The following is a 22,008-nucleotide window of genomic DNA, read 5'->3' as shown; positions in this document are numbered from 1 at the left end:
GACCCGCGATGGAAGCTCTCGGCCTGTTGCTTCACGGCTTCGCCGTCTTGCTGACGTGGAAGACGCTCGTGCTGATGATGGTCGGGCTGGTGCTCGGCATCTTCGTCGGCGTCTTGCCCGGACTCGGCGGACCCAACGGTGTCGCGATCCTGTTGCCGCTCACCTTCACGATGGATCCGACCTCGGCGATCGTGATGCTGTCCTGCATCTATTGGGGCGCGCTGTTCGGCGGCGCGATCACCTCGATCCTGTTCAACATCCCGGGCGAAGCCTGGTCGGTCGCGACCACCTTCGACGGCTATCCGATGGCGCAGCAGGGCAGGGCGGCGGAGGCGCTGACGGCGGCGTTCACGTCCTCTTTCATCGGCTCGCTGGTCGCGGTGCTCCTGATCACCTTCCTCGCCCCGATGATCTCGTCCTTTGCGTTGAAGTTCGGCCCGCCCGAGTTCTTCGCGGTGTATCTGCTGACCTTTTGCTCCTTCGTCGGTCTGGGGCGCGAGGCCAAGCACAAGACCGTCATCTCGATGTCGCTGGGGCTGTTGCTCGCCGGCATCGGCATGGACACGGTGTCAGGCAATCTGCGCATGACCTTCGGCTCGTCCGAGCTTTTGCGCGGCATCAACTTCCTCGTCGCCGTCATCGGCCTGTTCGGCATCAGCGAGATCCTGTTGACGATGGAGGAGCGCCTCGCGTTGCGCGGACATGCGGCGAGCATTTCGCTGCGCGTCGTGCTGAGTGTGTGGAAGGACCTGCCGAAATACTGGGTGACGCTGCTGCGCTCCTCCTTCATCGGCTGCTGGCTTGGCATTACCCCAGGCGGCGCGATCGCGGCCTCCTTCATGGGCTACAACCTGGCAAAGCGTTTCTCCAAGGATCCCGAGAGCTTCGGCAAGGGCCGCATCGAGGGGGTGTTCGCGCCGGAGACGGCGGCGCATGCCTCCGGCACGGCGGCGCTGCTGCCGATGCTGGCGCTCGGCATTCCCGGTTCCGGCACCGCTGCGATCTTGCTCGGCGGGCTGATGGTGTGGGGGCTCAATCCGGGACCGCTGCTGTTTGTCGAGCACAAGGACTTCGTCTGGGGCCTCATCGCCTCGATGTATCTCGGTAATGTCGTCGGCCTCGTGCTTGTGCTGACGACGGTGCCGATCTTCGCCTCGATCCTGCGCGTGCCGTTCGCCGCGGTGGCGCCGATGATCGTGGTGTCCTGCGCGATCGGCGCCTATGCGATCGAGAACGCGATGTTCGACATCTGGCTGATGCTCGGCTTCGGCGTAGTCGGCTACGTCTTCAAGAAGATCGGCATTCCTCTCGCGCCGTTCACGCTGGCGCTCGTGCTAGGCAACCGGGCCGAGGACGCCTTCCGTCTGTCGATGATCGGCGCCGGCGGAGACCTCAAGGTGTTCTGGTCGAACGGCCTGGTCGGCTCGATCACGACCTTGGCCATCGTGCTGCTATTCTGGCCGGCGGTTGATGGCTTGCTCTCCCGCCTCGGATGGACGAAACAGACAAAGCGCTCATCCCCCTAAGCGGCTGCACGGAGCAACAATGCGTGCTTCTCATCCGTCACCGTGGATGACCGCCAGCTTTCCCGCAGGGGCGGTCCGGCTGTTCGTGGGGCAAACCAGGGCCGTGCCCGCGACAAACGGCTGAAGGCGCCATCCTCAGGCACAGCTACGACCGCTCCGAGGGAGTCCGAGCTATCGCCTGCTGCAGAATAGGGGTTTTCGCTGATCCATCTTCACGGCTACCACCGAAGCGATGATACACGACGAAGATCTGCGCAAGACGCCGTTGGGATTGAGATCGTTCATGAAGTACAGGATCGTTGTTGCAAGCCGTGCTCATTCAACGCGGCGCCATAGGTGGTCGTCCCAGCGTTCTTTAAGTGTTCTTTGGCGGCGAAGATTGCTTCGGTTCCAGACGGACCCGTGCCTCGGCTACTTAGACTGTTTTGACGCGTGCGGCGGACGGCCAAGCCTGGGTCGCGGCGACTTCGGCTTGCGTGGAAGGGCCATGACAATGAACCGGAGCTGCATCGCTCTGAAGAGCTTCAAAATTCGACCCAACTCGGGATCTACGGTCCCGCCGAATGTCTTGTAGATCGATCTTCGCTCAAGGCCTGACGCTCGCGCGAGGGCGGAGACATTTTGGGACAGGGCGACTTCCTTCAATGCGAGCAAAGCCTCGACGAAACAGTTGCCCTCGAACGCTTGAGATAGCCGCACTGCAGACGCTTGCAGCGCAGCAGAAGTCGTTGAGTTGGGTGCGCTCTGAGCCTCTGAAGGAGCGTTTGGGACCACGCACGCTCGCACGTCAAGCGCATCGAAGAGTTTCAGGACCCGACTGAGCTGGGGATCGATTCGGCCACCAAATGTCCTGTAAAGGGCATCCCTCCTCAGACCGGCGTCCAGCGCCAGCATCTGCACATTTTGGCCTTGCATCACGAGGCTTAGACCAATTTGCGCGGCTTTGTGGTCATTTTCTGCAAATATCTCAGTTAGATAGGCTGCTATTTCCGCGGGATTGTCGCGGAAAAATTCAGCTACGATCACCTTGCTGCTCGCCAACATTGGTCTTCGATTGCCTCTTACTGTGCCATTTGGGGTACAGCATTTTTGGTGCTTTGAGCTAGATTGCTTGCGACATCGACGCACACTGCTTGGGGATTTGTGATGAAGAAGATTTTGCTCGCTCTAACCGCGGTTGCGGCGATGACCGGTTCGGCCTCAGCGGCCGACCTGGGCGCGCGCCCGTATGTGAAGGCGCCGATGGCGGCTCCCGTCGCCAACTGGACGGGCTTCTATATTTTCGGGGGCGGCGGTGGTGGCCTCTCGGCTGCCGACCAGCACGTTCAAACCACGGTGGGCGCGCTTCCGCTGACGATCGATCAGCGTCAGGGCGGTTCGGGCTGGTTCGGCACGGTCGGTCTCGGCTACGACTGGCAGTTTAGCGGCACCTGGGTCGCCGGCGTGTTCGCAGACGGTCAGTTCGGCAGCATCCGCGCTACCATTCAGGATCCGACCCTCGGCATCACTGGCAGCCAGAAGCTGGAAGACTCTTGGGCGGCCGGTATCCGCCTCGGCTATCTGGTCGCTCCGAACGTTCTCTCCTACGTCAACGGCGGTTATTCGGGCGCTCACTTCGGCCAGACTAACTTCCTGACCCTGGCTGGTGTTCCCGCCGGTGTCCACCTCGGCAGCTACAACCGTAACGGCTGGTTCGTCGGCGGCGGCGTCGAAAACAACCTGAACATTTTTGGTATCCAGTCGCCGGGCTGGTTCATGAAGACCGAGTATCGTTCGGCGTTCTACAATACCAAGACTCAGGACGAACTGTTCGATGTCAGTAACCTTCCGGTAGGCAACAGCATCCGTGCCAATACCTGGAATCAAACGATCTCGACCTCACTCGTGTACCGCTTCAACTGGACCGGCCCCGTCGTCGCGAAGTACTGATCCGACCTAGATCTTGGACGTTAGAACCCCGGCAGCGCCGGGGTTTTTTCGTTGCGTGGAACTTTCGTTGCTGGAAGCTAACTATGCGTAAGAGGCACAGGCGGAAAGGAGCCTTGTCCCCGACCGGCCTCTCCGGTGCAGCATTTCGTATTAGGCCGGAGTCGTTGGCGGGCTTGGGGCGCCTCCCTCAGCGGTACAGCGCCAAGTCAGGCCTCGATCATCCGGTCGATGAATGATTTAGAGTCCTCATGCGCGGCTTGGGCATTGGGCCAGCTCATCTCGGTGTGAGGAAACTCGAATGGTTCGCCGTCGAATACCACCGGCCGGTGGTCAGAGCGCAGAACGCGGGCGTGCCATAAACCCGTGCCCAACTCGAACCTTTCGACCTCGAAAATGCCAAGGAAGCTTGAGGCATCCGGGCTTCCTGGCAGTCGCGTTTCATGATGCGGATTCCGGGGATTGCGGCCAGAGATTCCGATTGAACGCGACCATGCATTCCGATCGAAGGCGGCCACCTGTTCCGACGAAGGCGGCCGGGGTGTCGTTGCCGGCATGAGGAGTTGGGTCAAGTTTTCTTCGCGGCGTCAAGATTGGCGCGTTGGGCAGTTATTTTCCGCATGCTGTCTCCTTTGAGGATGAGGCGGTGAGCGTTGTGGACGAGGCGGTCGAGGACGGCGTAAGCGATGGTCGGGGTCGGCGATGATCTCATGCCAATTTTCGATCGGTACCTGGCTGGTGATGATAGTCGATCCGCGCTGGTGACGATCGTCGACGACTTCGAGGAGATCGCGACGCTGCTCGCCGGTAATCGGAGCGAGGCCCCAGTCGTCGAGGATGAGCAAATCGACCCTCGATAACGTCTTGAGGAGCCGCGCATAGCGTCCGTCGCCGCGGGCGAGCGCAAGAGCTTCGAACAGCCTTGGCAGGCGATGGTATAAGACCGATCGATTATCGCGGCATGCCTTGTGACCGAGCGCGCAGGCGATCCAGCTCTTGCCGACGCCGGTCGGCCCGGTGATGAGCAAATTTTGCTTGCGGCCGATCCAATCGCCATCGACGAGCTTGGCAAAGAAGGCGCGGTCGATGCCGCGCGGAGCGCGCAGATCGACATCTTCGACGATTGCGGCCTGCCGTAGCGGGGCAAACTTCAGGTTGCTTCGCGATCGATCATCAGGCCGAGGCGCTGCTCGAAGGTCAGCGCGGTGACGTCCGGTTGGCGTTGCTGATCATCGAAGGCCTTGGCCATTCCGGCGAGCCCGAGAGCGGCGAGACGTTCGTGGGTATGATTGCTGAGCATAATGCCTCCTTGTTGCTGGTCAGTGGTAGTAGCCGCGGCCACGGATGTTACCGTGCTGGATGGGATCGGCGTCGGGGGTGGTGTCGGGAAGGAAGGACTTGTCCAGGCCGGTCTTGAGGATCGAGGCAATCGACCGATAGCTCGCTGAGCCGATGCTGATCCCGCGGCGGCAAGCGGCTTCGAGACGTTGCGTCCCATAGGTCTTTTCCAACCGCAGGATGCCGAGACAGGATCGGAAGCCCTGCTCGGGATGCGGCTTTGTCCGCATGATCGCCTCGCACAGCGCGATCGTGGACGAACCGACTTTCTCAGCGGCGGCCAGCAGACGCGCCGGCGTCCAGAAGGCGTATCGGCGATGCGCGCTCAGCATGTGCTCGGGGATCGTGGTGTGGCGGCGCTTCACCCCCGAGCGTGCATGGCTGGCGATGCGGGTGCCGCGATGGAACACCTCGATGGTGGCTTCGGTGGCCCGACCTCGACAACCTGGCGGATCATGCGGGATGGCACCGAGTAGAAGTGTCCCTGAACTTCGACATGGTAATCCGGCGCCACACGGGCACGACGCCATTCGGCGTACTGATAGGCCTCGGCCGGCAGCGGCATCAGGGCCGGACGATCGATGGTGTCGAAGAACTCGCGGCGGCTGGCACCGAGCTTGCGCATCAGGCGGGCGTTGAAGTTGGTCGACCAGGATGCGGATCGCAACATTCAACTTGGCGAGCGAGAAGAAGCGCCGGTTGCGCAGCCGCGCCAAAATCCATCGCTGGACGATAAGAACCGCCGCCTCCACCTTGGCCTTGTCGCGCGGCTTGCGGGGCCGCGCCGGCATAATGGTGGTGCCGTAATGGGCGGCAAGATCTTGGTAGGTCCGGTTGACGCCTGGCTCGTAGCGGCTCACCACCGTCACCCCGGCCTTCAGATTGTCGCAGACGAGCGCCTTCGGCACCCCGCCCAGGAAGGTGAGCGCATCCACATGGGCGCCGATCCAGTCGGGCAGCGCCTCGCTGAACCGGGCTTGGGCAAAGGTGTAATTCGACGCTCCCATGACCGCGACGAAGATCTTGGCGGCGCGCACCTCCGCGGTGAGCCCGTCGAACACCGGCATGGTATCGCCGGCGAAGTCCACGAACAGCTTTTCGCCGGCCGCGTGGGTCTGCCGCATGGTCGCCGTGATGCCGTGGCGCCATTCGACGTAGAGCTCGCAGAACCGGCTGTAGCCGTAGCCGTCGGGATGATGGCCGCGGTATTCCTCCCACAGCAGTGCCAGCGTTACGCTGCGGCGGCGCAACTCGGCATGGACATGCCCCCAATCCGGAAGCGGCTTCGATCGTGGCGGGTTGTAGCCGGCCGGCGCAAACAGCTTGCGCTCCAGGGCTGTGTCGTCGAGCTCCTCCGGGATCGGCCAGGTGATGCCGATCACCGCGGCCCGGCGGACATACTCGGCGATCGCCGTGCGACCGATCCCGACCGATCGGGAGATCACCCGATCGCTCACCCCACAGGCATACTTCAGGCGTAGAACTTCTCGAATCTTCCGCATCGGCAATCTCTCGGCGGGCATCGTACCTCCCATTGCGTCAACCGCAAAAGGAGGGACCTTGCCCCGATTGCCGACAACGCCCCCCGTCTCACCCTATCAACAGGGTGGCCGCATTCGTTCGGATCGGGTGGCCGCTTTCGATCAGAATCGGTGGCCGCCTTCCGTCGGAATCGGTGGCCGCTTTGCCCGGATTCCGCATCATGAGCAGTAATGCCAAGCTCGACTATGTGTCGGCGATGGTCTTCTCAAGTTCATTATTCTACCAAGGTTTTTGCGATTTGTCGCACAGAAGACCAGGTCGGTCTTGCCAGTAGAAGCATCGCAAGGCTCGCTGTTCTTGGAGAACCGGAGGTGTGGTAATTGGCCGATGATCTGCCCATGGTTCTGCTCACAGGGCCATGACCAGTTTGTAAGTGAGCCAATCCAAATGGCAGACCCACCGGAGTGTGGTGCAAACGCGACGGCGCGAGCTGCGGCGCCGCTCCGCCATCGAACCATCATCGGACACGTGAAGGCCGAAGGTCACCTTCGCCGCTGCTGCCTCAAAGGCCGCGCCGGCCACGCCGCCAACGTCGTGCTCTCAGCAATCGGCCACAACTTCCGCCGTACGATGCAGCGGACTGCAATTTGCCGGTTTCCGATGCCGGGGCGAGTCGGATGAGCGGCCGTCCCCAGAGCGGCAGGTCAGACGCGCGATCTAATCATACAATCAGACGTCACATAATGAGTTCTCACCTAAGGGTATGAAACGGAGCGACATTAGTTGCGCCGCCGACCTGTGTCGATGTTGCCATCGAGGCGATGCGCTTTCACTCAGCACGCGCCTCAGATAGGATGGAACATCGCAGGAGGAATTTCGACCAACTGACGAGTGGATGTCCATGACTATGAACGAGAAGAGATCAGCGGGCGCAGCCTTGGCCTTCTTGGTTAGCCTTTCTGTCGCATCTTGCGTGAGCTCCCAGCCGACTTCATCAGACGCCGCAGTTCGGACCAGCGCCCCGTGGGCTCGCGACCTCAATGAGCCGCCGCCAACCCGAGTGCCGGCGGCTCGCCCTCCGTCAGCTGATCTCCGCGCAGGCGACAAAGCACCGCGCTAGCGAACGGACACCGAACGCTCTTGATTCATTCTGTTCGGTCGCTACCGTCGAACTTGTTTGAAGCTCACACTATCCTCGCCGCCTTGAGAGCTACAATTTCTTCTTGATCGAAACCGAATTCGGCGAGCACTTGGTCGGTGTGCTCACCGAATTCGGGTGGCCGCGCCACCATCCGGCTTGGTGTGCGCGACAGCGTCACGGGCTGGCCGACCAGACGAATGTCGCGCGCCTCGTCATTCGGCACCTCCTGCGCGATGCCGAGATGCTTGACCTGCTCGTCTTCGAACATCTGGTCGATGGCGTAGATCGGCCCGCAGGGCACGCCGGCCTCGTTGAGTTCGCGGACCCAGGTCTCGGTGGACTTCGTCAAGGTACGCTTCTCGATCTCGGCATTGAGCGCGTCGCGGTTCTTGGAGCGGGCCGGAGCGGTCAGATAGTCGGGATGGCTGTAGAGTTCCGGTGCGCCGATCGCCTGCGCGCAGCGCTCCCAGATCCGGCCGCCCGTAGTAGCAATGTTGATGTAGCCGTCCGAGGTCTTGAACACGCCGGTCGGAATGCTGGTCGGGTGGTTGTTGCCGGCCTGCTTTGCCACTTCCTTCTCCATCAGCCAGCGTGCGGCCTGGAAGTCGAGCATGAAGATCTGGGCCTGCAGCAGCGAGGTCTGCACCCACTGGCCCTTGCCCGAGACCTCGCGTTCCAGCAGTGCGGTGAGGATGCCCATGGCACAGAATAGACCGGCGGTGAGGTCGGCGACCGGAATGCCGACCCGCATCGGCCCTTCGCCCGGCGCGCCTGTGATTGACATCAGCCCGCCCATACCTTGTGCGATCTGGTCGAAGCCCGGCCGCTTGTGATACGGCCCGTCCTGGCCAAAGCCGGAGATGCTGCCATACACAAGTCGCGGATTCAGTTGTCGCAGACTGTCATAGTCGATACCGAGTTTTTTCTTCACATCAGGGCGAAAGTTCTCCACGACAACATCGGCCTTGCCCGCGAGCCGCTTGAACACCTCGAGTCCCCTTGGGTCTTTGAGGTTGAGGGTCATCGCTCGCTTGTTGCGGTGCAGGTTCTGGAAGTCCGCGCCGTGGCGCGGCCCTCCTGGCTGTTCGCCGCCCGCATCCTCGACCAGAGCGTCGATCTTGATGACCTTGGCGCCCCAGTCCGCCAGCTGTCGTACGCAGGTTGGCCCTGACCGGACGCGGGTCAGGTCCAGTACAGTAAAGCGCGACAGCGCCTGTGAGGCATGTGGAAAAGGCATATGGAAACGCTCCAAAGATGATTTCGATACACCATAAAGAGGAAGGCGCATCCAGCAAGTCCGCCGATCTCACGCGGAGCGAATTCATGGATCGGTACGGGCACAGATTCCGGGCCACAAAAGTCCGGATCTGAACAACGGCGTCCACAGGTCTCTTCCGGCGAAAATCGGGGAAATGTGAACTTTAATTGACAGCGCCTGCAACCTTTGTAGAACTGAAGTCTCGTAGGATTTGAGCCGCAAGGGACACTGCTGCGCCCGGTAGGCGTAGGCATGACATGAGAACGATATCAATCGCGCCTTTTCCAGATTGCCTGGCTTGCGGGCGAAAGATGCGCTTGGTCCGCTGTGCTACGGATGGAGCAAAATTCCAGTGCTTGACCGATAGTCACACGCAGGAAGTCTCCCTTTCCGATTTTAGGCGAACTTCGATGCGGTCGGGAGCCGACTTGGAAACTGAGATTTCCTATCGCGGTTCGGACGCTCAGTCCGTATAGCGGGGGCACGACGAAAAAACAGCGGTGATGAAGTAGCTGACTGAGTTGGCAAACCGGTAGCACGAGAAGACGACTTCTACTCGCGCCTTGGTCGGTGCCCGGCGAGTTCGTTCGTAAGCTCGTTCAACAGCCTCGAACCTAAGCTGTTCTCTTTTAGCACCAATCCTTTGTACGGAGCTCAACGGTGAAAGGGCGCGCCCTTCGTTGAGTGAGACGAAATCTGAGGAGCAAATTTGGGCCGAAAAGGCCTGGGATTCCAGCCGAAGTCTCTCGCCGCAAGCGAGCCGTCGAAAACCATGTCTTTTGACATTCGACTGCCCATGTTTGCATTTGTGCCGGGGAAGAATCGCTGCAACGCCTTGTATCCAAGTCTCCAAACAAGCTGAGGAACGGGTAAGATCAAGCGGCGGCGTCCCAAACTGTCAAAAACCCGACCGATCATTTCGCGGTAGCTTACAATTTCTGCTCCGGGAACGGCGTAGGTTCTATTTGACGTTTGCTGCATCGATGCAGCGAGGACGGCGCCCAGCGCAAGATCTTGTGCGCTAACGGGTTGACGGCGACCGTTTCCCGAGCCGGCGAGAGGAAAGAAGCCAAACCGACGTATAAAATTCGCGACCCGGGTCAAGTTCGCATCTTTTTCTTCAGCATAGATGAGAGTGGGACGTAAAACAGTCCAGCCGATTTTGAGCTCTTCGCAAATTGTCTGGAGACGATATTCACCGTCCGCGAGCTTGCGCACATTTGCGCGCTCCGCGACGTCATCTGAATTCAACTTTGTCAGAATGCTTGTGGACGTGAAGAATACGATGCGCCTGGTGTGGGGCAAATCCAGACCGCGAAGCACTTTTGACAAGAGGGCTGGATGAACGGTCGAATAGATGACGTCGCATGAGGGAAGGGACAAAGAGTCCGGCCTATCCAGATCGCCTTCAATCCATGTGATGCCGTCACGAGAGTTTTGCGGACGCCTCGAGAGTGCATATGGCCGTTCGCCCATTTGCGCCAGTTTCTCGACTATCAGTGAGCCCACTATTCCCGTGGCGCCAATGACCAAGCTTTGCATACGTTTCTTTCATGCCGTCAGGTAGCAGATTGAATTGAGCTCTGATCGCGCGAGTCTGACCGGTCTTGCTCGTGATGATTGCAACCAAAGTCGTCTCCATCCGGTGGCTCGACTAAGCCCCGGCAGGGCTTGCGGTCAATCGAAATTGCGGCACCTGCGAGCCTTGGTCGTCCCGAAGACGGGTAGTGCATAGACAAGGGGTATCAAGTATACTATACAAAGTCCTAACTATTGGCACGGCAGTGAATTTCTGCGTATTTCTGGAGGGCGCCATTTGGCGGTGATCAGATGTATTCAAACCAGCAAAAGCTATCCTCTCCAGAAGTTGCAGAGCTTCGCCGGGAGGCGGGGCTTTATCTAAAGGACCTACGCGAGAAGCGTGGATTGTCTCAGCGGCAGATGGCCGAAAAGGTCGGTGGCAGCTACTACACTTTCATTTCTCAGCTTGAATCCGGGCGAGGCCGGATCCCGCCTGACCGCTACCTTGTATGGGCGGATGTTCTAGGGGTGAAAGCAGATGTGTTTGTCAGGAACTTGTTGCGGTATTATGATCCCGTAACATATACGATTCTGTTCGGGGCGAACGAAAACGGCTGATCGAACGACTAATTTCAGAATAGACCTCCTAAAATAAAACGACGACGGGCCGTGATTGCACCAGCCTTCGAGTAGCGCTTGCTGCTCCGCGAATTCCAGACTCTTTTTGGGTTCGCAAATCATTTTTTGATGCTGTGAATTACCGTTGGGTATCGTGATGTTGCAAGGACAACAGGTTCTTTCTTTTTTTCGTCCCCAGAGGGTTGCAGGGGACTGGAGTCAGCAAGAGCTCGCGGAGTTTTATCGCGTCGAAGCTGCGCTGGTGAATTCGGGCATTTCAATTTGCACTGATCGCGGCCTGTCTGATGAGGGCGACCCGTGGTTTGTCTTTTGCCGTCAAGATAATGATGAAGTGATCGTCCACTTTGCGCGCATTGACGGCGAGTACGTGATCGTATCGAATTTGACCGATCGTGTGTTCCGTGGACGGGAATTCAACGGGCTGGTCCGCGAGCTTTTGCACGATCATCCCTACATCCTGCCCAAGGCGAATTCGCGCCGATCCACCGTTTTCTTGCATCCTGCAGCGCTTCTGGCAGCTCTGGTCGTGACGGGTTACGTCAAGAGCGCGGAAGTAAGTTCGGCACCCGATGACGCCAATCGAAGCGGCGAAAAGATATTTGGCTCTTTCTTCAACGGGCATAGTTTTACGACCCTTTCTGCTCTGGTTGTTGCCGCCGTTTGGGACACCTTCGCCGCAGATTCCTTGTATAAGCTTGCAGAGCTAGCTGTGCTGGAGGAGGGGAGCGTTCTCGGCGATCATTGGACACATGAAGCCTCGGTGGCAAGGCATGCAGCCACGGACGGCGCATTCGACACGGCTGCTCTGGGCACTGACCCGTTCGAAAAGGCTACCCACAACGGTCTTTCCGGTGGTGTGGAGAAGCAAGCGGACGCGCAGGCGAGCGCAACCACTACAGAATTTACTAACCTGAACTTGGCAACGGATCACTCCCCTTCGTCACGTTCCGTCGGCGACGAGACCACCGCGCTGAATTCACTCCGACCAGGCGTTGAGGGGCACGCGAACGACTGGCGGGGCGACGTAGAACGGAGCGAACAGATCCAGACCGCTGCTCAGACTTTAGCGTTCGCCGAGGCCATGAAACAGCCGACCGAGGTTGGCGTGTCGCAAGCTTCGATGAGCGCCCACGGATCTTCGGGAGCGGTTGCTTCGTTGCAACTTGGCGGTACATCCGATGCCATTAGCGTCATGAATGGCGTGTACGAGGGTCTCCACATCGACCTGCAAAGTGTACATCTGGTTGCGCTCACTGCCGGAAGCCTTCCTGACGCCCTCCAGGCGACATTTGCCCAATTCGCCCCGACGGGCCAATCCGGCCAGGAGGTGAACATCGACCCAATGGTGGTTAAGGCCACCGCTACGAGTGACGTGACGAGCGGCGTGTGGAACGTGACCGGTTCGACGCATAATTTCGATGCTGCCGCCGAACACGCGGTCGAGGCGTTTATAAACCATACCGCTGAGTGGAAGATTGAGACGTTTGGAACGGACATTCTGATCGTCGACACAACCCTGTCGCACTATACGTCCAACCAGTTTGGGCTTGAGACGTGGCGGATGCCTGACGGCTCAACCATTAGCATCCTAGGGCAGGCGGTCCATGCTGGCCTAGTGTGATGCCGGCAGTCAGCCATTGCTTAACGGTTCTCTGATATGAAGAGGGATGTGGCGTTGCCGCGTCGGGGAAAGTGCTTGTTCGATACACAGCCAATTGCTGGCTGGCGAGGTTGCGTGAGGCGGCGTTAGTAATTCTTTTGCGGGAAGCTAAAGTATGTCGAAACACCCAAGTTTTCTAACTGACGCTTTCCGCGCCATTCGCCCGGGCTTTGCGACGGCGATCGTCTTCAGCTTCTTCATCAACCTGCTGGCCTTTGTCGGACCGCTGTACATGCTCCAAGTGTATGACAGGGTTCTTGGCAGTCGCAACATAGGAACCTTGGTCGCGCTTACAATCATCGCGGCGTTTCTCTTGATCGTCTACTCGCTGCTCGAGAAAATTCGTTCGTCCATCTTGGTGCGGCTTGGTCTGCTGTTTGCCGACCGGGCGAAAGCTCCACTATTCGATACCGTGCTGCGCGGCAGCCTGGCCCAACCGGGTGCCGGCCATGTCCAGGTCCTGCGGGACGCCGACACGATCAGGGAGTTCCTGACCGGCAGTGGGCTGATCGCATTCTGCGATGCGCCGTGGGTTCCAGTGTTTGTGCTTGGATGCTTCATCATGCATCCCTGGTTCGGCTATGTGGCCGGCGTCGGTGCCATACTGATATTCTCGTTGGCGTTGGCTAATGAATTACTAACGCGCAACGAACTCAAGGAAGCCTCCCGCAGTTCGGTCGTTGCCAACTCCTATGCTTCGGCCACCTTCCGCAATGCGGACGTTCTTTATGCTATGGGAATGCTGCGGGGCTTGCGCGAGCGTTGGTCGGAACGCCACGAGCAAGGATTGCAGTTGCAGGCGAAGGCGAGCGACCGAGCAGGGATCCTGGTCGCGATTAGTAAGTTTGTCCGGGCGTTTTTGCAGGTTGCAATACTTGGTGTCGGAGCCTACCTGACCGTCAACCAAGAGACCTCGGCGGGTGCCATGGTTGCCGCCTCCATCATCATGGGGCGGGCACTTTCGCCGGTCGAAATTGCTGTCTCGCAGTGGAAAGGTTTTCTGGCGGCGCGATCTGCCTACGATCGCATTCGTAACCTTGTCAGCATCTTACCCGTGGAGCCGGACAAAGTTGCATTGAGAGCACCTCAAGGCGCGATCTCGGTGGAAAACATCATTGTCGTTCCGCCGGGAGGTAAGGAACCTGTTATTCGTGAGGTCTCGTTCGCGCTGCAGCCGGGTGAAGTCCTAGGTATTATTGGTCCGAGCGCGGCAGGTAAGTCGAGCTTGGCTCGTGCGATGGTGGGCGTGTGGAGAGCTGCCGTTGGCAAGATTCGAATCGACGGATCGGAGCTGGCTCATTGGAACCGTGAGCAACTTGGGCCATACCTCGGCTATCTACCTCAAGACGTTGAATTGCTTGCCGGGACAGTTGCAGAAAACATTGCAAGATTTGGTGATCCGGATGAAGAGAAGCTATTTGCAGCGTCTGAAATGGCTGGTGTGCACAAACTGATTCAGAACCTCCCCGACGGATACAACACGCAGATCGGTGAGGGCGGATTGGCTCTATCAGGCGGGCAGCGTCAGCGCATCGGTCTAGCGCGGGCGCTGTACGGCAAGCCAGCGCTGGTTGTGCTCGATGAGCCCAATGCGAGCCTGGATTCGGAAGGAGAGATCGCTCTGATGGACGCGATCCTCTCAATGAAGCGCGCCGGCTGCACCGTCGTCGTGATTTCGCACAAAACCGCGATGCTGGCTGCTGTCGACAAGCTATTGGTTCTCGCTATGGGGCGGGTGTCGATGTTTGGTGCGCGCGACGAGGTGCTCGCCAAGCTGATGAATGCGACTGGTCCACGGATCGCGGCGATGCCAAGCGCCGCAGCAGCCGGAAGGCAGGGCTGACACATGCAGAAGAAGAATGCCATCCCTAGCTGGAAGGTGCCTGCGGTCGCAGGCTACGTCGTCATCACGGGTACCTTTGTGGTGCTCGGCGGCTGGTCGGCAGTCGCAAAGCTAGACAGTGCGGTCACGGCCAGCGGCGTAATCTCTGTCGAGACCAATCGGAAGACTGTCCAGCATCTTGAGGGCGGTATCGTCCGTGAGATTTTCGTTCGCGAAGGGCAGCGCGTCGAGGCGGGTGCCGTGTTGTTTCGCCTCGACCTAACCGCTCCCAAAGCAGGATATGAGCTACAAAAGAACCAGCTGGATACGGTTGTCGCCCAGGAAGCTCGGTTAGTTGCCGAACGCGACGGAACGAATGAAATTCGGTTTCCACGCGAGCTCAGCGATCGAGAAAAAGAACCAAATGTCGGCGCCGCCATCTCTGATCAGGTGGCGCAGTTTCAGGAGAGGCGCGCGTCGCTGAGGAATCAAACCAAGATCCTGGAAGCCAAGATTGAGCAGTATAATTCCGAGATCGAGGGACTGAAACAGGAGAGGGCTGGCACGACGAACCAGCTCAAGTTTGTCAACGAAGAACTCGTCGACGTTCACTACTTGTTTGACAGGCAGCTTACTCAAAAGAGCCGGCTGATGGCTCTTGAGCGCGAGAAGAGCCGATTGGAGGGGCTGATCGGCCGATCCATAGCCGACGAGGCGAAGGCACAGAACGGAATTGGCGAGGCGCAACTCCAGATCGGGCAGATCCGGCAGAAGTTCCTGGAAGATGTCGCCTCTGCGATGCAGGAAACGCGTCAGAAAATCAATGATCTACGCGAAAAGACTCGCGTTGCGCAGGACGTTCTTTTCCGAGTTGACATCATGGCCCCGAGCTCGGGGGTCGTGCAAAATCTTCGTGTGTTCACGGTCGGAGGTGTCGTTAAGCCGGGTGAAGCAATGCTGGACATCGTGCCTGAGCATGATCAGCTGATTGTGCAGGCGCATGTTCAGCCGCAGGACACGGAAAACCTGCAAGCAGGAATGCCGGCCGAAATTCGGTTCTCGGCATTTCACACCCGCATTCTTCCTATCATCATGGGCCGTGTAGCGACGATTTCGCATGACCGGCTGATGGATGAACAGACGAGGCAGCCCTATTTTCTTGCTCAGGTAATCGCAGATGAAATCCCCTCGACGATTAAGGAACGCCTGACCGCCGGAATGCCGGCGGACGTGATCTTCCCGACCGGGGAACGTACGGTACTGGACTATCTTGTTCGGCCTTTGAAAGACCGATTGCGCGGGGTGATGCGAGAAAAGTGATCGAAGGGCGAGGGCCGCTTCAGTCAAGGAAAGTTCCCTTGAGGACCCGATAGACCGTCAGTCGGATAAGCACCACTTCCGCGAGTATGAACAATACCGGCAGCCATCCAAAGGAAAGGGATGCCCAAACCATTCCAGGGGTTAACCCAATCACTAAGAGAAAACGATCAACGACCTTTCCATAGAGCTCGGGCCCTGGCCACCACGCGTGTTGCCGTCTGACCCTCACATGGAACGGCAGAGGACCTTGTGGGATTGTGCCGGGACCATAACGAACCCGGACGTCCTCTATCATTGGTTTCTCGGCAGGCATTGAACCCGCTCGCGATTAGACTTCGCCTTGCATCACATTAAACGATGAGAGCTGGCCTGTCATGCGCGAGGTGCGGCTGTGTGTGATCAGCTGCAGCTCCGAGCCTTCAAACGGTGTGGGCCGCTGAGGATCCAATTACATTGATGTGCTGGTCAGGGTGGGCCGCGCCTACTTCCGTGAGGAATTGGTCGTAGATTGTGGGCGCAGGCGGCGGAGCTTCCGGTACAACCTCGAAGCTGTAAGAAATTGCCTTGTATTCGGCAGATTCGGTGAAGCCCAGCACGACGTGAGCAATATCAAGATGGAGATCTTGCCACGCAGTGATCTCGCTTCCGCTTCCATGCCGGTTGAGCAATGTTTCATAGAGGTTCTCAATGAAAGCGGAACTTGGGGGAATGTGCAACTGCGCCGCCACTCCGAAATGACTGAAGCCTTCCTGTGACTGGGCAAATGCCTCTGCCATGTCGATGAGGCTTACTTGTCCACTTCGCAGCAGATTGACGTTTGTCCAGAAGCCTGATTGAGGCGGATGATCGAAGTCGGCGTTCGGATCGACGGTGTCGGGAAGTCGTCCGAACATGCCTACATACAACCGAACCAGCGGCTCCACGAAGTTTGGCCCGTCCGCGCTGTTGATCACGTCAGCGACACTGTTCCAGGTCGCGAGTTCCTCCGCTGTGGCATGGCGGCCGAGGATTTCCAAAGCCAATGGGTCGGGAATAGGCACAAAACTCTCCCACACACTCTAAAGTGCGAGGTAGGTTTGGCGGCTGTCCGAGCTTTCGTCAACGAAGCCTTAACATTAAGATTAACTTAAGAGCAGCCACGTACCTGTCCGAAAGCTCCCCGACTGCAGTTGCCATCTCGGATGTGTTCCATCTGTCGTGGAGTAAGCCAGGTGCGCGACGAAGACGGTCGCTCTACCGCCACTTGAAAAGAGATAGCGCGAGTCGATCACGACCGTGTGAGCGTCGGAAGCTCCGACTCTTTTTGAGTTGAGTATCAACGAGGCCGGCGTTTTGCATCCGCCGACTGCGTCGTGTGAAGGCTTGAAAGCCGCTGCGTCATCGTGGCGCGACGCCGTGCTCAATAAGGCATGGCGGTGCAGGCGCAGCTGACCTGCCGGCCGCTTTTGTTCTGGCGACAGCCTAGGCGACTTTCTGCGTCTGCCTCAGCTCAATGATCTCCACGCAAGAGTAGCCCTTTTCTTTGAGCACAATTGCCGCCAACTCCGCAGCCTGGCGCGTATCCCTGACGAGTCGTAGGCTGCTTTCTCCGTCTCGCGCTTGGACATAGTAACTCATTTGATCTCTCCCCGAACCTAAGCTATCCAAAAATCTCGGAGGTATCAAGTTTACTGTACGCACCTGCGGCGCTGTTTTGGGGCAAATTGAAGCCGTTACACGCCAATTCGCGCTTTTGCGGTCCGATCCAGGTAACCCGGAGTAGTCGGAGCAATCGACTACCCCCGTGATAATACGCCTGTTCGACTCTTCTGATCTGTGCTTGATGCTCTGCACAGGAACATCTGAATATCTTCGATGGGCTACACATTTGACATCAATACTCTGCGCGAGCTCCGCCAGCGGGGAGGAGATCTGCTGCGGGAAAGACGCGAGTATCTCGGCCTAACGCAGCGTGAGCTGGCTGCCCGGGTCGGCTTGGAGCCTTACACCATCGTCGCGCAGCTCGAGCGTGGGATCGGCCGAATTGAGCCGCAGCACTATGCCAGCTGGTCGAAAGCATTGGAGTTGCCGCTTTTCCAATTCGTCGGGCGGGTTTTGGAGCACACCGATCCTGTGGCCCATCGCCTGTTCGTCGTTTCTGGGGCCGGGCACTGGCCCAGTTTGGGCACAATGTCATAATCGTCGTTCGTTTGCAGGCTATTCGGAGCTGCATGCTAGTGAACGGGTTCGCTCGCGGCAACTAGGCGACATAGCTGCGGCGAACCGCTCGGAGCGCCGACATGATCGTTTCCACGCTCGATTGCTGCGAAAACATCAAGAGCCGAATGTGGCACGCGCCGTCGAGACCCCCCGGTCAGAAGGTGTTCAGGGTTTTGGTCAGCCCAGAGACCCACCGGCGCTCAGCTGCCTGGTTTCCCCACACGTTGTGACAGCGAGCAGATCCGCACCATGATTGTCGCGCGTGAGCATAGAATTATCCGCCTCCCGCTCGGTCGGCCCCTAAACTATGATGCCGCTTGGTATAGATTACGAGGATCTAAGCAGCACTTTATCAGTTCACGTTTTTGCTGTTGAGGCCGACAGACGGCTGTGGTGGCTTTCGAAGCAACGCAGGCTGCAGCCGAAGCGATCCCTGATGATGAGGCGTTGCGTGACAAGCTGTGCAACCAAGGTCGGGGAGCTTCCTTTCAGTGACAATTTTCGAGTCTTCAGGATGCGCTTGGATGCCTCTAGCACGCGCGATTGCCCGTAGCTCTCTTGTCTCAATTAGGTTCTCGAGGAACGGTGAATGATCTCGACGGGGAGACGCCGTAGCAAAGCTCAGCTGTCTCCAAACGCGGCTCGATCGCCACGACCGGCACGACTGCTTGGGCACGCCGGCTAAACGGCTAGGCTAAGGTGTGTGACTTACTGCCACTCGTTTTCTGGCACCGTGCCCGGAGGCGGTTTGAGTTCTTGCAGGCCGGCTTCAATTGCAGCAATTTCATCCTGAACGGCTTCAACAGATTTGGCCGGGCTGATGCCAGTGATCGACTGCAAGTCTACCAGCATTTTGCGCCGATGCGCTCGAAGCTCTTCAAGTGCGCGGCGGTTCTTTGTCTGGACGTAACCGGATAATTCGATTGCGGACGACAAGAGTAGCCTCCCAAGGCAGTCGAAAAAGGGGTGACATGTGAATCTGGTTTTACTCTCGGGACCGAGGCTTTTAGGTCGACCTTTGTTGCAGCTCGATCCTTCGGCCGCACAATGCCGCGCTCCCACTTCTCTTGGGTAGGGTTAGAATTCCCGGGTTTGGTGCCGATGCTGCCCACCCGTAACCACCAGCAGCTAATGTTTGCACCGCCAGGTCGCTTGAAGCATCTCAACTCGAGCAGGCTGCGCTGATGCCTCCCAGCAACGGCTTCGTGCGTATCCGATGGGATCTCCAACCCAGAGTAAGTCCTTCGATGCCTTCTTACCCTGTGAGCGAAACCGCAACAGCGCCAATAGGCCAAAAACTCTAAGACTTCGCGGGAGAGGCGCTTCGTCTTTTGCGGCGGTTGGTCGCTCCTGATGGGGTTTGGTCTATTCCGCCAGCCGAGCCGATGCGAGGATCTCGACCCGCCTCTGGATCCTTGGAAAAAGTTGCAGCAAATCTCACGAGAGGCAAATCCAGATTGCAAACGGATTCCAGTTCGGAATGCAAAATGTCTCGCTTTGTCATAATTGTCTCAGCCCCTACAATGGCCGAGCTGGCAATGAAAATGTACTAAGTTTAAGTCTCCCAGCCCAACCACATGCAATCTTAAGATCACCGGGAAATCAACAACTACCGATCATGCACCGCAACGAATGGACCGAACTTGCCAGCCGCGCACGTTGATGTCCGCGGGCAAGTGCTTAAGCGATTTCAATTCGCTGCGCGGCACAGGGTCGGGGGGTAATCCGTGTCCCATCACAGCAGGTGTGCCGTTGCCGCGGCCAGGCTTTGAGATGTGCGCCGACTTGTGCGCTCCGGGCCCGCGGACGCATTGGGACTACCGCAGCCTTAACTCATCCACATTTCGGAAGCTCAATGAGGTTGGCGCCGGGGGCGACGGTTGTACAATCGTACAGGTCGGCCTTCTTGAGCGTGGCCCGATCGGGTTGAGCCGTTTGCTACAATATCGTTGCTCTCGGTGTGACGGGAAATCGAAAGCAGGAGTTGAGTTCGTGCGGGATCCTTACTTCGAGTTTCAGCAAGCACTGACGCTTGTCCTTATAGATGACAAAGACGCGGACAAACGACGATCCTATCGAAGCAAATTGCGCGACGCGAACGAGAATGTGAACAAACACGATTTGCGCTATAGCGAAGCGGTTCATCGAGCTCTCGCTGCGCTCTCGCATCGGGAGGGATCGGATTGCATGATCCTCGAACAGCATCGTTGAGGTAAGCCACGTCTCACCTGTTCACGTGCGGCGAAGGCTTTGCCGTTTAGCGGAGCCATTCGATCCGCAATGCTCGGAGTTAGTCGGTACTGTGCGACCGATAGGGCTCTGCCGATTACCTCGGTGTCGACGTGTGCAGCGCGGCGTTCGCGCCCGCAGAGGACCTTTCCGCTCATTGCCTTTGCGATTAACGTTGACTGCTTAGCTTAATTTCGATCGTTGGTTGCCGGGATCACCAGCATATCACAAGCTTTCGCATGCTCTCAGTTGTGGCGCCCCGTAAGCGAAGGTCGATAATCATGTTTCATAATGATCCCAACGAAGATTTGCCGCCGGTTGCCGGCCGTTTATATGCAACGATCGAAGGCTTGAAGAACAATCTTGTGGTCATTGAAGAGAATTTGAAGGCGCTCTCCGCATTTGAGGACCAATGCAACCCGGGCGCCACCACGCCACCACCATCAGTCCGAAATCTGGAAAAGCGCCGCGATAATCTGCTTGCCACGATTTTTACCTTGCAAAAGAGACTTGATGTAAGGGCATGAGCGCCAGCCGTGAGCTCTTTGTCGTAGCTAACAATGACCTGTTGTCCGAGCCGGGAAGGATTCGGCCGTATGCCACCCCCGGAGACGATAGATAAGCTGCCGCCACGGACGGTGGAGCGCATCGAGGATTGTCCAAACTCGCGTGAGGGCCGATTCCATGCTCTTCAATGAAGTCAATGGAAAATGAGACGGAACGGGAGAGCTCCTCACGATATGTCATGTCGGTAGCTGACTCTCAATCAGCGGGTCCGAGGTTCGACCTCCGGTGCGCCCACCCAACCATTCTAAGGATCAAACACTTGGATCAAGCTAGCCCTCGGAGACCGCAGCTGTTGGTTTTGGCCACCGTTGGGTTACAAATGCGCCCCTCGCGTTCTAGCGGCGACGCAACGTCGAGTCGCGCAAGATGTGTACTGTCCTGAGTCCGCGAACGGCTTGATTGCCTTTGGAGCGACCGGCTGGCCTTCGCCAGCTTTGCGGCCTGAGCCCAGGCTGACCACGCCGGTTTGGGGGTGATGAGTGCTGACGCGGATTGTGAGCAGAGGGGCGCCCCGGGTCTGCACGTCCGAACAACTGGCTCACCGCGATTATCATTGGGTCAGGATCTGACCGCATTAGTGAGGAAGTCGGCGCTGACGCGAGTTGGGTCTCTAATCTTTGGTCTTGGCGCGCCTCGTGGTAGACTTCGCCTGTCAACCTGGAGAACAGCCATGACCGCCGAGTTCGATGAAGACCGCTTCAATATGGCTATCCGTAAATTTCTGAAGCATGTCGGGGTTACATCGCAGCGTGAAATTGAGAATCTCGTGCGTAGCGGGGCAGTGAAAGGTGGCGAGCTCAAACTGCGCATGACCTTGTCCGCTGAGGGAACGCTGCTGAAACATGTAATTGAGGAAAGAATTGCACTTTGACAATATTCGGAGCGCCCGTCATTGCCGCCCTCTTGGCAGGCGCTGGCGGCCAGGTTCTCAAGAGCAAAAGTCGACCCTGATTTGATCTATGTGCGCGATGGGCGGCTGATCACCGGGCGGGGTGTGACTGCGGGAATAGATTTGGGTCTGGCGCTGGTCGGGCAGCGGCATGGCGCGGAAACGGCGCTCAAAGTCGCCAAGCGACTGGTCGGACCGCAGCAATCAGCGATGAGCTGGCAAAAGTTGATTGTGCGGGCGCTGGCCAATGGCAGCGTTCTCAACATCATAATCGAAAAGCCATCTGCGGAAGGAGGCGGAGTTTGCGACTTCGCGATCGCGTTGTTCGAGGTCTTCATATTTTGAATCAAAACGCAGCCCGTTTTTCCGCGCCTCGGCCTGAATGACGTCAGTCCGGGCACGGCGCATTGTTTCGTACTGCGGTAAGATGGCCGGCACCTCGGCCGGATCTCGTCCCTCGAGAAGGACAGCGAGAGCGATGCCGTCTTCGA

16 protein-coding genes and 5 pseudogenes are annotated in these 22,008 nt (G+C 58.3%); 11 read left to right on the top strand and 10 right to left on the bottom strand.

Annotated elements, in window-relative coordinates:
• Nucleotides 1-8: 8 nt before the first annotated feature.
• Complete coding sequence (locus C7G41_RS31440) at nt 9-1,526, top strand: tripartite tricarboxylate transporter permease (RefSeq protein WP_106946169.1); 1,518 nt, start codon at nt 9-11, stop codon at nt 1,524-1,526.
• Between the two features lie 411 nt (nt 1,527-1,937).
• Here C7G41_RS31440 and C7G41_RS31435 read toward each other — a convergent pair whose 3' ends face one another.
• On the bottom strand, nt 1,938-2,570 hold the full coding sequence (locus C7G41_RS31435; protein WP_106946168.1) for a DNA-binding protein: 633 nt from the start codon (nt 2,568-2,570) through the stop codon (nt 1,938-1,940).
• 102 nt (nt 2,571-2,672) lie between these two features.
• On the opposite strand from C7G41_RS31435, the gene C7G41_RS31430 reads away from it, so the two are divergent.
• Nucleotides 2,673-3,455, top strand: a complete 783-nt coding sequence (locus tag C7G41_RS31430; RefSeq protein ID WP_106946167.1) for an outer membrane protein — start codon at nt 2,673-2,675, stop codon at nt 3,453-3,455.
• A gap of 206 nt (nt 3,456-3,661) precedes the next feature.
• Here C7G41_RS31430 and C7G41_RS37120 read toward each other — a convergent pair whose 3' ends face one another.
• The 4 genes and pseudogenes from C7G41_RS37120 to istA form a co-directional block, all read right to left on the bottom strand.
• Nucleotides 3,662-4,024 carry a hypothetical protein gene (locus tag C7G41_RS37120; protein WP_146159837.1) on the bottom strand — a complete coding sequence of 121 codons (363 nt, stop codon included), beginning with the start codon at nt 4,022-4,024 and terminating at the stop codon, nt 3,662-3,664.
• Nucleotides 4,021-4,752, bottom strand: a pseudogene (istB, locus tag C7G41_RS31425) (IS21-like element helper ATPase IstB). The gene C7G41_RS37120 and the pseudogene istB overlap by 4 nt, the downstream one beginning before the upstream one ends.
• Before the next feature lie 399 nt (nt 4,753-5,151).
• Entirely contained in the window at nt 5,152-5,355 is a 204-nt protein-coding gene (locus tag C7G41_RS39115) for a hypothetical protein (protein ID WP_373681176.1), read from the bottom strand.
• Between the two features lie 40 nt (nt 5,356-5,395).
• Nucleotides 5,396-6,292: pseudogene (gene istA / locus C7G41_RS39110) on the bottom strand (IS21 family transposase); the annotation flags it as partial.
• Between the two features lie 461 nt (nt 6,293-6,753).
• On the opposite strand from istA, the pseudogene C7G41_RS31415 reads away from it, so the two are divergent.
• Nucleotides 6,754-6,953 (top strand): annotated as a pseudogene (locus tag C7G41_RS31415) (transposase); the annotation flags it as partial.
• Between the two features lie 503 nt (nt 6,954-7,456).
• Here the strand turns inward: C7G41_RS31415 and C7G41_RS31410 are convergent.
• Both C7G41_RS31410 and C7G41_RS31405 read right to left on the bottom strand, forming a co-directional pair.
• Nucleotides 7,457-8,650: a CaiB/BaiF CoA-transferase family protein gene (locus C7G41_RS31410; RefSeq protein ID WP_106946166.1), complete on the bottom strand. Its 1,194-nt coding sequence runs from the start codon at nt 8,648-8,650 to the stop codon at nt 7,457-7,459.
• Between the two features lie 675 nt (nt 8,651-9,325).
• Nucleotides 9,326-10,213 (bottom strand): SDR family oxidoreductase, encoded by an 888-nt coding sequence (locus C7G41_RS31405; RefSeq protein WP_106946165.1) that lies wholly within the window; start codon nt 10,211-10,213, stop codon nt 9,326-9,328.
• A 288-nt stretch (nt 10,214-10,501) separates the two neighbouring features.
• On the opposite strand from C7G41_RS31405, the gene C7G41_RS31400 reads away from it, so the two are divergent.
• From C7G41_RS31400 to C7G41_RS31385, 4 genes are all read left to right on the top strand, one after another.
• Entirely contained in the window at nt 10,502-10,810 is a 309-nt protein-coding gene (locus C7G41_RS31400; RefSeq protein ID WP_106946164.1) for a helix-turn-helix domain-containing protein, read from the top strand.
• Between the two features lie 145 nt (nt 10,811-10,955).
• Nucleotides 10,956-12,452 carry a hypothetical protein gene (locus C7G41_RS31395; protein WP_106946163.1) on the top strand — a complete coding sequence of 499 codons (1,497 nt, stop codon included), beginning with the start codon at nt 10,956-10,958 and terminating at the stop codon, nt 12,450-12,452.
• A 154-nt stretch (nt 12,453-12,606) separates the two neighbouring features.
• Nucleotides 12,607-14,334, top strand: a complete 1,728-nt coding sequence (locus tag C7G41_RS31390) for a type I secretion system permease/ATPase (protein ID WP_106946162.1) — start codon at nt 12,607-12,609, stop codon at nt 14,332-14,334.
• 3 nt (nt 14,335-14,337) lie between these two features.
• Nucleotides 14,338-15,633: an HlyD family type I secretion periplasmic adaptor subunit gene (locus C7G41_RS31385; protein WP_106946161.1), complete on the top strand. Its 1,296-nt coding sequence runs from the start codon at nt 14,338-14,340 to the stop codon at nt 15,631-15,633.
• A gap of 419 nt (nt 15,634-16,052) precedes the next feature.
• Here the strand turns inward: C7G41_RS31385 and C7G41_RS31380 are convergent, their stop codons facing one another.
• The gene (locus C7G41_RS31380) at nt 16,053-16,673 is read right to left on the bottom strand and encodes a DUF4214 domain-containing protein (protein ID WP_146159836.1); all 621 of its coding nucleotides are present in this window, start codon (nt 16,671-16,673) and stop codon (nt 16,053-16,055) included.
• An 814-nt stretch (nt 16,674-17,487) separates the two neighbouring features.
• Between C7G41_RS31380 and C7G41_RS31375 the strand changes: the two genes are divergently transcribed.
• On the top strand, nt 17,488-17,811 hold the full coding sequence (locus C7G41_RS31375) for a helix-turn-helix domain-containing protein (protein WP_106946159.1): 324 nt from the start codon (nt 17,488-17,490) through the stop codon (nt 17,809-17,811).
• A 729-nt stretch (nt 17,812-18,540) separates the two neighbouring features.
• Here C7G41_RS31375 and C7G41_RS31370 read toward each other — a convergent pair.
• Nucleotides 18,541-18,768, bottom strand: coding sequence for a hypothetical protein (locus C7G41_RS31370; protein WP_106946158.1), 228 nt, complete (start codon nt 18,766-18,768; stop codon nt 18,541-18,543).
• A gap of 1,574 nt (nt 18,769-20,342) precedes the next feature.
• Between C7G41_RS31370 and C7G41_RS37115 the strand changes: the two genes are divergently transcribed.
• From C7G41_RS37115 to C7G41_RS38450, 3 genes and pseudogenes are all read left to right on the top strand, one after another.
• Nucleotides 20,343-20,588, top strand: a complete 246-nt coding sequence (locus C7G41_RS37115; RefSeq protein WP_146159835.1) for a hypothetical protein — start codon at nt 20,343-20,345, stop codon at nt 20,586-20,588.
• Nucleotides 20,589-21,298: 710 nt separating this feature from the next.
• Nucleotides 21,299-21,499, top strand: coding sequence for a DUF6494 family protein (locus C7G41_RS31360; RefSeq protein WP_106946156.1), 201 nt, complete (start codon nt 21,299-21,301; stop codon nt 21,497-21,499).
• Nucleotides 21,500-21,535: 36 nt separating this feature from the next.
• Nucleotides 21,536-21,709 (top strand): annotated as a pseudogene (locus C7G41_RS38450) (AraC family transcriptional regulator); the annotation flags it as partial.
• 12 nt (nt 21,710-21,721) lie between these two features.
• Here the strand turns inward: C7G41_RS38450 and C7G41_RS38130 are convergent.
• Nucleotides 21,722-22,008 (bottom strand): annotated as a pseudogene (locus C7G41_RS38130) (2-polyprenyl-6-methoxyphenol hydroxylase); the annotation flags it as partial.

It is taken from the genome of Bradyrhizobium sp. MOS002, from assembly GCF_003020115.1.
Lineage (GTDB): Bacteria > Pseudomonadota > Alphaproteobacteria > Rhizobiales > Xanthobacteraceae > Bradyrhizobium.
This window is presented reverse-complemented; position numbering and strand designations above follow the sequence as displayed.